The 14,272-nt window shown below is 73.4% G+C and carries 10 protein-coding genes; 2 read left to right on the forward strand and 8 right to left on the reverse strand.

Annotation, left to right across the window (positions count from 1 at the left end; translation table 11 throughout):
• Nucleotides 1–15: 15 nt before the first annotated feature.
• From ACIQE0_RS19210 to ACIQE0_RS19220, 3 genes are read right to left on the reverse strand one after another with little or no spacing between them, the layout of a single operon-like run.
• Nucleotides 16–1,956, reverse strand: coding sequence for a helicase-associated domain-containing protein (locus ACIQE0_RS19210; RefSeq protein WP_402333543.1), 1,941 nt, complete (start codon nucleotides 1,954–1,956; stop codon nucleotides 16–18).
• Nucleotides 1,953–3,488 carry an SWIM zinc finger family protein gene (locus tag ACIQE0_RS19215; RefSeq protein ID WP_402333546.1) on the reverse strand — a complete coding sequence of 512 codons (1,536 nt, stop codon included), beginning with the start codon at nucleotides 3,486–3,488 and terminating at the stop codon, nucleotides 1,953–1,955. Before ACIQE0_RS19215 ends, ACIQE0_RS19210 begins: the two co-directional genes overlap by 4 nt.
• Entirely contained in the window at nucleotides 3,485–6,376 is a 2,892-nt protein-coding gene (locus ACIQE0_RS19220; protein WP_402333549.1) for a DEAD/DEAH box helicase, read from the reverse strand. The genes ACIQE0_RS19215 and ACIQE0_RS19220 overlap by 4 nt, the downstream gene beginning before the upstream one ends.
• Before the next feature lie 756 nt (nucleotides 6,377–7,132).
• On the opposite strand from ACIQE0_RS19220, the gene ACIQE0_RS19225 reads away from it, so the two are divergent.
• Together ACIQE0_RS19225 and ACIQE0_RS19230 are read left to right on the forward strand one after the other, a co-directional pair.
• Complete coding sequence (locus ACIQE0_RS19225; protein WP_402333552.1) at nucleotides 7,133–8,644, forward strand: UvrD-helicase domain-containing protein; 1,512 nt, start codon at nucleotides 7,133–7,135, stop codon at nucleotides 8,642–8,644.
• Nucleotides 8,645–8,977: 333 nt separating this feature from the next.
• Nucleotides 8,978–9,283, forward strand: a complete 306-nt coding sequence (locus tag ACIQE0_RS19230) for a DUF6343 family protein (protein WP_402333555.1) — start codon at nucleotides 8,978–8,980, stop codon at nucleotides 9,281–9,283.
• 46 nt (nucleotides 9,284–9,329) lie between these two features.
• On the opposite strand, the gene ACIQE0_RS19235 is transcribed toward ACIQE0_RS19230, so the two are convergent.
• The 5 genes from ACIQE0_RS19235 to rpsA all read right to left on the reverse strand — a co-directional run bounded on the left by ACIQE0_RS19235 (nucleotide 9,330) and on the right by rpsA (nucleotide 14,241).
• A complete protein-coding gene (locus ACIQE0_RS19235) occupies nucleotides 9,330–9,740 on the reverse strand; it encodes a tetratricopeptide repeat protein (RefSeq protein ID WP_366331828.1) in 411 nt (136 codons plus the stop codon).
• Between the two features lie 259 nt (nucleotides 9,741–9,999).
• The gene (locus ACIQE0_RS19240; protein WP_366331827.1) at nucleotides 10,000–10,446 is read right to left on the reverse strand and encodes a cupin domain-containing protein; all 447 of its coding nucleotides are present in this window, start codon (nucleotides 10,444–10,446) and stop codon (nucleotides 10,000–10,002) included.
• 23 nt (nucleotides 10,447–10,469) lie between these two features.
• Nucleotides 10,470–11,060 (reverse strand): dephospho-CoA kinase, encoded by a 591-nt coding sequence (gene coaE, locus ACIQE0_RS19245; RefSeq protein WP_402333558.1) that lies wholly within the window; start codon nucleotides 11,058–11,060, stop codon nucleotides 10,470–10,472.
• A gap of 251 nt (nucleotides 11,061–11,311) precedes the next feature.
• Nucleotides 11,312–12,265 (reverse strand): PAC2 family protein, encoded by a 954-nt coding sequence (locus ACIQE0_RS19250; protein WP_402333562.1) that lies wholly within the window; start codon nucleotides 12,263–12,265, stop codon nucleotides 11,312–11,314.
• 464 nt (nucleotides 12,266–12,729) lie between these two features.
• On the reverse strand, nucleotides 12,730–14,241 hold the full coding sequence (gene rpsA / locus ACIQE0_RS19255; RefSeq protein WP_366331824.1) for a 30S ribosomal protein S1: 1,512 nt from the start codon (nucleotides 14,239–14,241) through the stop codon (nucleotides 12,730–12,732).
• Nucleotides 14,242–14,272 lie beyond the last annotated feature (31 nt).

The following is a 14,272-nucleotide window of genomic DNA, read 5'->3' on the forward strand; positions in this document are numbered from 1 at the left end:
ACGGCGCGGAACGGGTCAGCTGCCGTCGTTCGGGGTGGCCTCCGGCGGGGCGGCCGGGAGGCCCAGGAGTCGATGGGCGAGGGCCAGCGGGGCGTGCGGATCACGGGTGGGACCGGGGGCCGCGGTGCGATGGCTGGGGAGCCGCTCGACGGTGGCGGTGCCCGCGTCGGACTCCAGGGTGGGGGCGTAACCCGCGGCGCGCAGCGCGTCCAGGGTGGCGGCCGGCGGGCGGTTGCTGACCAGGACGGTCGGGGCGAGGGCGCGCAGTCCCAACCCGTACAGCGCCCGGTGGGCGGCGAGTTCGGCGACCAGGGCCTCGTCGTCGGAGCGGATGCAGCAGGCGGCGGGCACGACCCGCATCCGGCCGTGGGTGCGGGCGGTGTCCTGGATGAGGTAGCCGAGGGGCTGCGGCAGGGCGCCGTTGGCCGAGGCGGCGGTGAGCGCCTCGTGGAGGGTGTCGGCGGTGTGGCCGGAGTCCAGTGCGCGGCGCACCGAACCAGGAGTGAAGCGCCAGGTCACCGCGTGTCCCTCGGACTCCCGGTCGGCGGCGGAGGCCAGGAGTCCGGCGAGCGCGGGGGCGGGGCGGCCGGGGACGACGGCGGTCAGGTCGGCCTGGAGGTGCGCCCGTTCGACCGGCGGCGGGAGCAGGTCGCGGAGCGGCTCGTCGAGGTCCGTCGGATCGGCGAGCAGGGCCCGGCCGAGCGGGGTGAGGGTGCCGTGGGCGGTGAGTCCGAGGAAATCGGCCTCGTGGAGGGTGTGGGCGGCACGTTCGTCGGCCATCGGCTGCTCGGCGACGGCGAGCGGACGGTGCCATTCCGCCGCGCGGAGGAGGCGTCGGAGGGGCGCGAGGGTGTCGTCGTCCGCCGGGGCGTCGGGGAGCGGCAGCGGCGGGGGGAGTGCGCCGGCGCCCGGCGGGACGTCGGCCAGGGCGGCGAGGAGGGCGTGCCGGAGGGCGGGGGCGTGCCGGTCGTGCCCCCGGACCAGGGCGGTCGGGGTCTCGCCGAACGGGGTGTGGGTGGGGATGTCCCACAGGGCGTACCAGGTGGCCAGTACGGGAGCGAGGCGGGCGCCGGGCGGCTTGGTGAGCCAGTCGTCGTAGGCGTGGGTGGGCAGTGCGGTGATGCCCGAGGGGCTGCGGGTCAGTGCGATCAGGCCGGCGGCCAGGGCGAGGTCGAGCAGGAGTCGGGCGTGCGGCTCCGTGGCGCCGGCCGCCTTGGCCAGGCGCTTGACCTCGCGGAGGGTGAGCCCGCCCGACTTGCGGAGGGTGGCGGGCTCGGTGGCCAGGGAGGCGAGCAGCCGCTCCAGGGTGGTGGCCAACTGCGTTGCGGCCGCCTGGGATTCGTCGTGGGGCGAGGTCCGCGGGGCGGGCGCGGTGGACGCTCCGGGGGATGCGGCGCCCCCTGAGGCGGGGGCCTGCGGTGTGAACGGGCCGAGGTCGTGGGCGGCGAGGAGCTGCGGGACGCGCGGTGGCACGACGACGGCGCCGTCCTCGGCGGGCGCGGCGAGGCCGGCGTCGCAGAGGGCTTCCAGGGCGGCTTCGGCGGCGGTCCGGGCCGGTCCGGGGGCGCTGGCGCCGAGCGCGGCGTAGACGTCCTCGGGTGGGACCGCTTCGCTGGCCAGCTGCGGGAAGGACAGCCGGTGGGCCATCAGCGACTGGTAGTCGGCGCCGGGGGCGGGGGCGGCGGGCGCGGCGGCTCCCTGGGCGGCCCGCTGCCGGCTGATGCGGGCGGTGGCGGCCAGCACCTGGAGCCGGGGGTGATCGAGGTGCAGCACCACGTGGTGGAGGGTTTCGTACGACCACAACGCACCGGCCAGGCCGCGGAGTTCGGTGGGCGCGGGTCGGCGGGCGAGCGGCTCGGCATGGCGGGTGAGGAGTGCGGCGAGCTGATCGGGGGTGCGCTGCGCGAGGGAGCGGGTGAGTGCGTCGAGACCTTCCACGGCCTTGAGGTTAGTCATCGTGCCACCAGGGTGGTCAGGGCGCCCACGGGGTCCGCGTCCGCGGGGCCGGCGGGCCACCAGTCCTCGGCGCCGGGCTCGGATTCGTACGGGTACCAGCGATGGTCGCGGCCGAAGCGCAGCTGGAGGCCGCGGCCGGTGTCGGTGAGGTGGTTGTGGTGCGGGCGCAGTGCCGGCAGTCCGGCGGCCAGGAGGGCGCTGCGGGCCCGGTCGAAGTCGCCGGCCGGGGGGTTCCAGGTGTGCTCCAGGAGGGCGAGTCCTTCGGGACCGCCCTGGCGCCAGGCGGCGACGGAGCGCGCGATGTCCGTGGGGGTGCGGCCCGTTCCCGCCGCGAGGTCGCGGTACAGCGCGCGGCTGGCGGCGGTCAGGCCGGCGGTGGGGTGGGCGGTCGCGGCCAGGCGGACGGCGTCCTCCCACGGCGGCAGCGTCGGGAACGGGTCGGCGCCGGCCGCACCGGGCCCGGCTCCCGTAAGGCAGCCGTGAGCACGGGCCGCGGCGTCGGCAGCCAGGAGTTCGAGCGTGGCGGCGTCGAACGGGAGCCCGTCGGCGTCCGGGAGGGTCGGCGGCCGACCGGGCCGCGGCGGCACCGCGACCGGCGGCGGGAGCGGCCGCCGGGGCCGGTCGGCGAGGGCCTCCCGAGCGAGGACGCCCCGGGGCGGGACCGCCGGGGCACCGGCCTCTGCGGTGCCCACCCGGACCGGCGCCGCAGCCTGCGCCGCGGAGCGCCCGACATCCTCGGATCCGGACGCGGAGGCGCCACCGGGACCGGGCACCGCGTGGGCGGCGGGCGCGGCGGACACCGAGGCCGGGCCGGCCGGCGACCCGGACGTGGACGCCGCCCCTCCGCTCCCGGACACCGCATCGGCCAGGGCCGCGGCCCGCCCCCGGCTCTCCCGTGCGCCATGGCCGGCGTTGCGGCGCGCGAGCGCGTCGAGGAGCTCCCGCTCGCCGCGGCCGCGGAGCAGCAGCAGGACGAAGGGGTCGGCGTCCAGCAACCGGGCCGCCTGGAAGCAGAGCGCGGCGGCGTGCTTGCAGGGCCACCCGCTGTCGGGGCAGGAGCACCGGGGCGTCAGCTCGCCCGGCGCCGGGAGGAGCCCCGCATCGTCCTCGGCCAGTGCGCGCGGCAACTCCTTGGCCAGCAGCGCGGTGAGCTGCTCGGGGTGGTCGGCGACGCCGTCCAGCAGGGCCTCCCACTCCCGGTCGGTGAGTGTCCTGACGCGCACCTCGGCGCTGTACGGGCGGGGCCGGCTGCCCCGTACGGTGGCGATCATCCGGCCCGGGGTGATGTTGATCGTGTCGACGTGGCCGGCGCGGGCGTAGGCCCGGCCGCGGGCGAGCCGGGCGCCGTCCAGCGCGCTGCTCTCCACCGCCTCCAGCCAGGCACCGCCCCACCAGGACGCGGCGCCCGCCCCGTCCGTGCCGTCGATGGCCGGCAGTGGCGGGAAGGTGCGCGAACGGTCGGCGCGGACCAGCCGCTCCTCGGCCGCGGCGCGCCCCGTGGTGGCGGGCCGGCGCAGATGTCCGGTGCTCATCCGGTCCTCCTCAAGGAGACGAGATCGGCGAGCTCGGCGTCGGTCAGCTCGGTGAACGCGCCCTCGCCGCCGGACAGCACCGCGTCGGCGAGTGCCTTCTTGGCCGTGAGGAGCTGGGCGATGTTGTCCTCCACGGTGCCCTCGGTGATCAGCCGGTGGACCTGGACGGGCTGGGTCTGGCCGATGCGGTAGGCGCGGTCGGTGGCCTGCTCCTCCACCGCCGGATTCCACCAGCGGTCGTAGTGGATGACGTGTCCGGCCCGGGTGAGGTTCAGGCCGGTGCCGGCCGCCTTCAAGGACAGCAGGAAGACCGGCGCACGGCCCGACTGGAAGCGGTCGACCATCCGCTCCCGTTCGGCCACCGGGGTTCCGCCGTGCAGGAGTTGGCTGGGGACGCCCCGTGCCGCGAGGTGCCGTTCCAGCAGCCGCGCCATACCGACGTACTGGGTGAAGACCAGGGTGGCACCGCCCTCCGCGAGGAGGGTGTCCAGGAGTTCGTCGAGGAGTTCGAGTTTCCCGGAACGCGCGGCGAGCCCCGGGGCGGTCTCCTTGAGGTACTGCGCGGGGTGGTTGCAGATCTGCTTGAGGGCCGTGAGCAGCTTCATCACCAGGCCGCGCCGCGCCATCCCCTCGGCGCCCTCGATCCGGGCGAGGGTCTCGCGCACCACCGCCTGGTACAGCGCGGCCTGTTCGCGCCCCAGCGGGACCGGATGGTCGGTCTCCGTCTTGGGCGGGAGCTCCGGCACGATCCCGGGGTCGGACTTCCTGCGGCGCAGGATGAACGGCCGCACCAGTCTGGCCAGCCGCTCCGCCGCCCGCGGATCCTCCCCGCCCTCGACCTCCCGGGCGTGCAGCGCCCGGAACGTCTTGAGCGGGCCGAGGAGCCCGGGGGTGGTCCAGTCCAGCAGCGCCCACAGCTCGGAGAGGTTGTTCTCCACGGGGGTCCCGGTGAGGGCGATCCGCGCCGGGGCCTTGATGCCGCGCAGCGCCCTGGCGGTCGAGGAGCGCGGGTTCTTCACGTGCTGCGCCTCGTCGGCGACGACCCAGGCCCAGGTGCGGCCGGCCAGTTCGGCGGCGCTGCTGCGCATCGTCCCGTAGGTCGTCAGCACGAAGCCGTGGTCCAAGCCGTCGAGGCTGCGGCCGGCGCCGTGGAAACGGCGTACCGGCGTACCGGGGGCGAAGCGTTCGATCTCGCGCTGCCAATTGCCGAGCAGGGAGGCGGGGCAGACGACGAGGACGGGGGCGGTGGGCCGCCGGTGGAGGTGGAGCGCGATGACGGTGAGGGTCTTTCCCAGGCCCATGTCGTCGGCCAGGCAGCCGCCCAGCCCGGTGGTGACCATGGTGTCGAGCCAGGCCATACCGCGCAGTTGGTAGTCGCGCAGGGTCGCCCGCAGCCCCGGGGGCTGGGGCAGCGGGCGCGCCCCGGTGGTGAGTCGCCCGCGCAGGGCGGCGAGGGCGCCCAGGGGCACCACCTCGACCTGTTCGCCGTCCACCTCCGCGGTGCCGTCGAGCGTGGCGGCGAGGGCCTGGACCGGGTCCAGGTAGCCCAGTTCGCGTTTGCGTGCCTTGCGGACCAGCGCGGGGTCGACCAGGACCCACTGGTCGCGCAGCCGGACCATGGGGCGGTGCGCCTCGGCGAGGGCGTCCATCTCCGCCTCGTCGAGCGGCACCCCGTCCATGGCCACCTGCCAGCGGAACTGCGCCAGTTGACCGGCGTCGAAGAAGCCGAAGCCGTCCGCCGCCGAGCCGGGGGCGGGCCGCAGCACCGCCGTCGCGGTCAGGCCGCGGGCCAGTTCCCTGGGCCAGTGGACGGCCACCCCGGCGGCGTCGAGGCGCCGCGCGGCCTCCCCCAGCAGCTCGTGCAACTCGTCCTCGCTGAGCGGGAGTACGTCGGGGACGGGGCGCTCCAGGAGGCGGCCCAGCGGGGGCCAGACGCGGGCCGCGCGACGCAGCGCGAGCAGCGCATCGGCACGGGAGCGGGCACCGAAGCGGTCCGGCGCTCCGCCCTCCCAGAGGTGGCGGGCGTCGGCCACCAGGGTCCGGTCGGTGAGGCTGTGGACCTGGAGGACGGCCGCCGCCGCGCGCCGTTCCTCCATGGCGCCGCCCAGAGGCGCCGCCCCCTCCCCGGCCCCGTCCTGCGTGCCGTCCTCCGAGGTCGCGTCCTCCTCCGAGGCGTCGAAGAGCTGGTGCGGGGCAAGATCGAGGCGGAGCGAGAGCCGCACTCCGGCGTCGGCACCGGCCGCCACTTCCTCGGCCCACTCCTGGGCGGCCGGGAGGTACTGCGGTGCCGTGGCGGCGAACGGGGCGCCGGCCACCAGCTCCGCAGCCGGAGTGCGCGGCAGGGTGTCGGCGACGGCGTCCACGAACTGCCGCACCAGGGCCACCGGATCGGGCACCTGGAGCGGCCGGACACCGGGAAGCGGTACCGCGTACGCCTCCCCCGGCATGGCGGCGGCGATGGCCCGGAGGTGCGCGATGTCGTCCGGATCGAGCGGGCCGGCCCGCCAGGCGTCGGTGTCCTGGTCGGTCAGACCGGGCAGCAGTCTGCCGCGGGCGGCGAGGTGCAGGGCGTGCAGGGTGGCCGCGCCCCAGCAGGCCGCGGCGGGGTGGGCATCGGGGGCGTGCCGGGCCAGGGCCAGGATCGGAACGGCGTCCGGCAGGGGCAGCAGGTGCGCGGGCACCGTCCGGCTCCGCGCTCCGTTGCCGTGCCGCCGGGCGACGGTCAGCCGCGTGCCGCCCGCACCCGACTCCGGCTCCGGACCGGTCTCTTCCTCGGCCGCGGCGCCGGGGAGCGGCCCGCCGTCCGGCCGCCAGAAGGCGATCACGCCGGCACGCGGCGTGCGGGCCGGCAGGAAGACGGCAGCGCACCTCACCAAGGCCGCTGCCACATCACCGGCCTCCTGCTCACCCGCGCGGGACGCATCGGAGACAGGGGTGATCGAGGGCCGGGGCGCCGCTCCCGGCGCCTCCTGCCACCTCGCCATGCCATCCCCCGCCGTCGGGTCGTTCCACGCCGTCAACGGCGCTCCCCGGGCCCGTCGTGCCCAGGTGCCTGCTGTTACGCCCCCGACCTGCGAGTCTACGGTCGTCCCCATATCGTCTCCCCCGTCTTCCTCCGGCGGCCGCGGCATTCCCTCAGCGCTCACGGCGCACTCCGTACCTTCCCGGGCCTCCCAGACCGCCCGATTCATCCCTCCCTCGCGCTCTCCCGACGTTCGCGGCCTTCGTCGCGCCGCTTCCGCCGTCGCTGCTCTGCGTGATGTCGAGGAAAGCAGACGGCACTGACAATCGGCGGGCTCCGGCCCCTCGCGCAGCACGCGCAGCACGCCGCGGCCTGCCCGGCACCGTCCGATCGCAAATGCCCTGACCTGCACAAAGATCCGTCAGTGATGATTCACAGAGGGCACGGCAAGCCCCTCGCAGCGAAGTTATCCACAGGCCGGATACAGACCGCCCACGCTCGCACCGAGTCGATTACATTCAGTGACGCAATCACTCACCGCGACTCACGCCAACTCACCGCGACTCACGAAAAATGCAGCACCGCACCCCGCCGCATCGCAACGCGAACCACCGCGATGCGCAGCGACTCACCACACGCCGCACCCCGCACCCCGTCAACGGAATCTCGCGAAGGAGCCCTCATGCACACCCCGACCCCCGAGCAGGCCGCCGCGGCCGAAGCCTTCCCCACCGGCGCCCACCTCGTCATCCAGGCCGGCGCAGGCACCGGAAAGACGACAACCCTCGCGATGCTGGCCCACACCGCCCGACGCCAGCGCCGCACCGGGCGCTACATCGCCTTCAACCGCACCGTCGCCCGCCACGCCGCCCGCACCTTCCCCGCCGAGGTGTCCTGCCGAACCGCACACGCCCTCGCGTACTCCGCGGTGGGCAGGCACTACCAGGCACGTCTGAACGCCCCACGCCAGGCGGGCTGGCGCACCGGCGCCGCCTTGGGAATCGAGGACGGCCTGTGCTTACGCATCGGCCCGCGCAAGGTCAACAACAAGGCCCTCTCCTACACCGTGCTGCGCACCGTCACCCGCTTCTGCCAGTCCGCGGACAAGGAGATCGCAGCCCGCCACGTCCCGCCGCTGCGCGGGGCGGAGGCCGAGCCGCTGCACGCTCAACTCGCCGGTCTCGTCCTGCCCTACGCCCGCAAAGCCTGGGCCGATCTACGGAATCCGGATCACGGCGTGGTCCGCTTCGAGCACGACCACTACCTCAAGATGTGGGCGTTGAGCGACCCCGTCATCCCGGCCGACTTCCTCCTCCTCGACGAGGCGCAGGACACCAACCCGGTCGTCGAGCAGGTCCTCACCGCACAGCGCACTCATGCCCAGTTGGTGCTGGTCGGGGATTCCGCCCAGGCGATCTACGGCTGGCGCGGCGCCCGCGATGTGATGACCGGCTTCGACGGCACCCACCTCAGCCTCTCCCGTTCCTTCCGCTTCGGCCCGGCCCTCGCGACCGAGGCCAACCGGTGGCTGGCGATCGTCGGTGTTCCCCTCCGGCTCACCGGGTCCCCCTTCCGGAAGTCCGGGCTCTGCCACCTCCCGGTCCCCGAGGCCATCCTGTGCCGGACGAACGTGGGCACCATGGTCGAGGTGATACGGCAGTTGGGGGCGAACCGCCGGGTCGCGCTCGCGGGCGGGGGCGAGCCCCTGAGCGCCCTGGCCCGTGCCGCGCACGATCTCGCGTCGGGCCGGCGCACCGCCCACCCCGAGCTGATGCTCTTCGAGACCTGGTCCGAGCTCCGCGAGTACGCGGAATTCGATCCGGCCGGACGCGACCTGCTACCGCTGGTGGAACTGATCGACGAGCACGGTTCGGACGCCGTACTGCGCGCCTTGGACCAGCTCTCGCCCGAGGACTCCGCCGAGGTGACGGTGTCCACGGCCCACCGCGCCAAGGGCCGCGAGTGGTCGAGCGTACGCATCGCGGACGACTTCACCGGCCCCGACGATCTGAATGAGCGCGACGAGGACGGCACGCCACTGCCGGGGCCGATCGACCTCGACGAGGCCCGCCTGGCCTATGTCGCGGTGACCCGCGCCCGGTCGCGGCTCGACATCGGCGGACTGTCCTGGATCAACACCCACCCGGCCGGCGATCCGCGCCCCGGGTCCGGCAACCAGAAACGGGCCGAGTGACCGCACGACCAGCCCCACCGCCCACCACCTCACCCCACCCCCACCCCCACAACCACCACCGACAGCACGCCCCACACGAAGTACCGGACGCCGAAAGGATCAGAGAGCGACGCCGGCCGACAACGAGACATCTCAGAGCGACGACCGCCCACGGGGAGACCGAGCCCTGCACCGTCAGGACGCGCAGCAGCACTCGCGATCACCACGCAGGGAACCACGGCGTGCAGGACCGCACAGGAGGAGGTGCAGGAAAAGTGGTGCAGGAAAGGCGGAGCACGGCACGTGACGGACGTATCGATCAGGAGGATGCTGGAGAGGTAGGAGATGGGTGTGATGCGCTCGGGTGATGAGCCTCTTCACGCGCGCAGCCCGCTGAGAATGCGGTGTGCGCTGGCCCTGTGGGGGCTGCTGTGGACCACCGCCGGTGCCGTGGCCTTCGTGTCGGCCGGCCGGCCCCAGTGGGCGGCCGCCTGCGCCGCGCTCGCCGCGCTGGCGGCCACCGACCTGGCCGTGGTGATCCGGCACATCCGCCAGGGTCCGCACTACCAGCCCGGCAGGGACATACCGCCGTACGAACCCGACCACGGCCGCAACGAGATACGTGACCCCGCCGGCCGGCGACGCGATTCCAGACCGTGATCACAGGCGTCGGCGGCCGGCGGGTGCGACGACTCTTCGACAGCGGTTACGCGGCGCCGTCCTGGGGGTCCGCCGCATAGCCGTCGTTGCCCCGGTCCGGTCCAAAACGGGCGGCCTCGAGGAAATCCGGGCGCGGTTCGAGGGCCGCCGCCAGGCGGAAGTGGCGCAGCGCCTCGTCCGGGCGAAGAGCACGCTCCAGAGTGCGGCCCAGTGCGAAGTGGGCGAAGGCGTTGTCCGGCTCGCGTTCCAGCACGATCTGGAACTCCAACTCCGCGGCACGGAGTTGGGCGGCGAGGAAGAAGGAGCGGGCGCGCAGCAGCCGCGCTGCGGTGTTCTCGGGGTGTGCGGCGATCACCGAATCCAGCAGCAGGATCGCGCCGCGCGGATCTCGGGCGTCCAGCAGCCGCTCCGCGGCGCGGTAGTCGATGACGTGTGTCTCGGGAGTGCGCTCGGGCACGGGCCGTCTCCTTCCGGGTGTCGTCGGGGCAGGCCGTGTCCGGCCCTGCTCCCGTACGGCGAAGTGCGCTGCACGACCGTCCGCGCTGCGTATCCGCTCGGTGCGGTGCAGCCGCCCTGGTCGGCGTGGCAACGACGACGTCAACACGCGGATCCGTCGCCGCATTCCCGGTCCGGCGGGAGCCCCGCCGGGGCCCGTTGCCGTAGGCGTGCCCCCGCACCGACGTCAGCCCCTCACGCCGACGCCGATGCACGTGCCACTAGAGGCTGATGTGGTACGCCTTGCGCAGCGTCTCGTGCACGGTCCATCGCGTCCGGTCGCCCTCGCGCAGGACGCAGGCGTCGCCCGGACCCACCTCCAGGACCTGGCCGCCCTCGACCTCGATGGTGGCGCGTCCGCTGACGACCACGAACAACTCGTTCGCCTCGGTGTCCGTGACCACCCCCGGTGTGATCTGCCAGATGCCCCGGATCTGGCGGCCGTCCGGTGACTCCCAGAGCACCTTGCCGGTCACCAACGGGTCGCCGGAGACGATCTGTTCGGGGTCGAGGGGCTCCGGCTCCAGCTCAGTGTCGGCGAGGCCGGGTACGTTGACCACGAACGACGCGGGAGCGGCCGCACCGGCGTCGGCGGCCGAGCCGGAGGCCTCGACGGTGGAGTCGGGCCCTGAGTCGGGGGACTTGGGGTCAAGATCGGTAGTTGTCATGGCGGTGAGGCTATCGCCCGGCCTCAGGCGCCACGCAGTCGCTCCCACACCGCGCGGACCTGGGGTTCCAGCGCCTCCAGCGGACCGTCGTTGTCAATCACCAGATCGGCGACGGCCAGTCGTTCCTCGCGGGTGGCCTGCGCCGCCATCCGCTGTGCCGCCTCGCCCTCCGCCATACCGCGCAGCCGCACCAGCCGGTCCAGCTGGGTCTGCGGTGCCGCGTCGACGACCACCACCAGGTCGTAGAGCGGTGCCAGGCCGTTCTCCGTCAGGAGCGGTACGTCGTGGACCACCACGGCGTCCGGCCCGGCCGATGCTTCGAGTTCGGCCGAGCGCGCGCCCACCAGCGGGTGCACGATCGCGTTGAGCGCCTTGAGCTTGTCCTGGTCGGAGAAGACCAGCGCGCCCAGCTTCGGGCGGTCCAGGGTGCCGTCCGGCGCGAGGATGCCCGCACCGAACTCCTCGACCACCGCCGCGAGTCCGGGCGTCCCGGGCTCCACGACCTCACGGGCGATCTTGTCCGCGTCCACGACCACCGCGCCGTACGACGCCAGCAGCCGCGAGACCTCACTCTTGCCGGCACCGATCCCGCCGGTCAGCCCCACCTTCACCATGGCCCCACGCTATACGGCCCGCGCCGCGGCGGGACGCCCGGGCGGTCGCCCCGCCCGGCCAGCCTCCGTAACTGCCGCCCCCGCAACGGCAGTCGAGACGGCAAGCAGTCCGGGCCTGGCCTCGGCGCGATCCGGGCGCGGTCCGGGGACTCGCGGCGCCTTTCCACCCGCTCCCCGACGCCTCCCGCCCCCACTGCCCGCCGTCCGCCGTCCGCAGCCGCCGTGCCCAGGCACTCAGCGACCCGCGGGCCTCAGAGCGCGCTCCCGCCCTCCTCGGCCTCGCGCTCCGCCAGGAAGCGTTCGAGTTCGCGGCCGATCTCGTCGGCCGAGGGGAGTTCCAGCGGCTCGGCGACGAGGCTGCCCCGGGACTCCGCCCCGGCCATCGCGTCGTACTGGTGCTCAAGACCGCTCACCATGGTGACCAGTTCCTCATCGCCCTCGGAGATCTGCCGTTCGATCTCCTCCTGCGTCCGCAGCGCCTCCGTGCGCAGGGCATGGGCGGCGTTCGGCAGCACCAGACCGGTGGCGGCGGTGACCGCCTCCAGGGCGGTGAGGGCTGCGTCCGGGTACGCGGAGCGGGCGATGTAGTGCGGCACGTGCGCCGCCACGCCCAGTACGTCGTGTCCCGCCTCGGCCAGTCGGAACTCGATCAGGGCCTCGGCGCTGCCGGGCACCTGGGCCTCGTCGAAGAAGCCGCTGTGCCCGGGCATCAGGTCCGTGCGGTTGCCGTGCGGGGTCAGCCCCACGGGCCGGGTGTGCGGGACGCCCATCGGGATGCCGTGGAAGTTGACCGACAGCCGGACGCCGAGCCGCTCCACCATCTGCCGGACCGCCGCGGCGAACCGCTCCCACTCCACGTCCGGTTCGGGCCCGGACAGCAGCAGGAAGGGCGCCCCGGTGGCGTCCTCGACCAGGTGGAGTTCGATGCGCGGGGTCTCGTACGCGGTCCAGCGGTGCCGCTCGAAGGTGAGCAGCGGACGGCGCGCGCGGTAGTCGACCAGCCGGTCGTGGTCGAAACGGGCCACGACCCGGTGCGGCAGTCCGTCCAGCAGCCTGCTCACGATCTGGTCGCCGGTCTCACCGGCGTCGATGTAGCCGTCGAAGTGGTACAGCAGCACCAGGCCGGCGGAATCCCTGGCGGTGAACGCCTCCACCGCCGCGAGCCCGCTCGGCTCCCATTCGTACAACCCCTGAGGATCCAACACAGTGACCGCTCCTCCTCGTGTCCATGAGCAAGAACGTCCCGGCAGGGCCCCGGCATTCCCGCCCCGGCACCCCGGTCGCTCCCCCGCGTCTCCCTGCTCACGTCAACGAACCACGTCACCTCCGGACCGAGTTGACGCGCCCCTGCACCGCACCTCGCGTCCCGCCCCGCCGGCGCTGACGCCCACGAGCCGGCGTCGTCCGCATCCGACCGCGGCAACTCCCCCACCGCCATGGCCACCACGTCCACCCCGCTGGGCAGCGCCACTGAACCGTCAGGAACGGGCAGTCACCGACACCGACGGCCGGGGCACCCCACCCGTCCGAGAGCCCGACCGGCCGTCCCCTCCCGGCCCCGCTCCACACCGCCGCACCGCGCCACAACATGACGAAGGCCCGCCCCCCGAAGGGAGCGGGCCTCGCGTCTTCAGCTACCTCAACCGGCTAGCGCTGACGGTGGAACCGTTCAGCTCTGGCCGCCGGCCAGCTTCTCGCGGAGCGCGGCAAGGGCCTCGTCCGACGCCAGGGCGCCGGAGTTGTCCGCCGACTCCGAGGAGTACGAGCCACCGGAGACGTTGCCGCCGCCGCCCTGGCCGCCGGCCGCCGGAGCGGCAGCACCCTCGGCCGCAGCCTGCTCGTCGGCCTCGCGGGACTTGATGACCTGGGCCTGGTGCTGCTCGAAGCGCTGCTGAGCCTCGGCGTACTGGTTCTCCCAGGCCTCGCGCTGCGTCTCGTAGCCCTCGAGCCAGTCGTTGGTCTCGGGGTCGAAGCCCTCGGGGTAGATGTAGTTGCCCTGGTCGTCGTAGGACGCGGCCATGCCGTACAGGGTCGGGTCGAACTCGACGGCCGTCGGGTCGGCGCCGAAGGACTCGTTGGCCTGCTTCAGCGAGAGGCTGATGCGGCGGCGCTCCAGGTCGATGTCGATGACCTTGACGAAGATCTCGTCGTTGACCTGGACGACCTGCTCCGGGATCTCCACGTGGCGCTCGGCCAGCTCGGAGATGTGGACCAGACCCTCGATGCCCTCGTCCACGCGGACGAACGCACCGAACGGCACCAGCTTCGTGACCTTACCGGGCACGACCTGGCCGATCTGGTGGGTGCGGGCGAACTGCTGCCACGGGTCTTCCTGGGTCGCCTTGAGCGACAGGGAGACGCGCTCGCGGTCCATGTCGACGTCCAGGACCTCGACCGTGACCTCCTGGCCGACCTCGACAACCTCGGACGGGTGGTCGATGTGCTTCCAGGACAGCTCGGAGACGTGGACGAGACCGTCGACGCCACCCAGGTCCACGAAGGCACCGAAGTTGACGATGGAGGAGACGACGCCGGAGCGCACCTGGCCCTTCTGGAGGGTGGTGAGGAAGGTCTGACGGACCTCGCTCTGGGTCTGCTCCAGCCAGGCGCGGCGGGACAGGACCACGTTGTTGCGGTTCTTGTCCAGCTCGATGATCTTGGCCTCGAGCTCCTTGCCCACGTAGGGCTGGAGGTCGCGGACACGACGCATCTCGACCAGGGAGGCCGGCAGGAAGCCACGGAGGCCGATGTCGAGGATGAGACCACCCTTGACGACCTCGATGACGGTACCGGTGACGATCCCGTCCTCTTCCTTGATCTTCTCGATGGTGCCCCAGGCACGCTCGTACTGGGCGCGCTTCTTCGAGAGGATCAGGCGGCCTTCCTTGTCCTCCTTCTGGAGAACAAGGGCCTCGATCTCGTCACCGACGGCGACGACCTCGTTGGGGTCGACGTCGTGCTTGATCGAGAGCTCACGGCTCGGGATGACGCCTTCGGTCTTGTAACCGATGTCGAGCAGGACCTCGTCCCGGTCGACCTTCACGATGACGCCGTCGACGATGTCGCCGTCGTTGAAGTACTTGATCGTCTCGTCGATCGCGGCGAGGAAAGCTTCCTCGTTACCGATGTCGTTGACCGCAACCTGCGGGGTGGTGGCGGTGGTCTCGGTGCTGCTCGTCATGTGGGAAAGGGCTCCGGTACGGACATTGAAG

Source organism: Streptomyces sp. NPDC093097, from assembly GCF_044754325.1.
Lineage (GTDB): Bacteria > Actinomycetota > Actinomycetes > Streptomycetales > Streptomycetaceae > Streptomyces.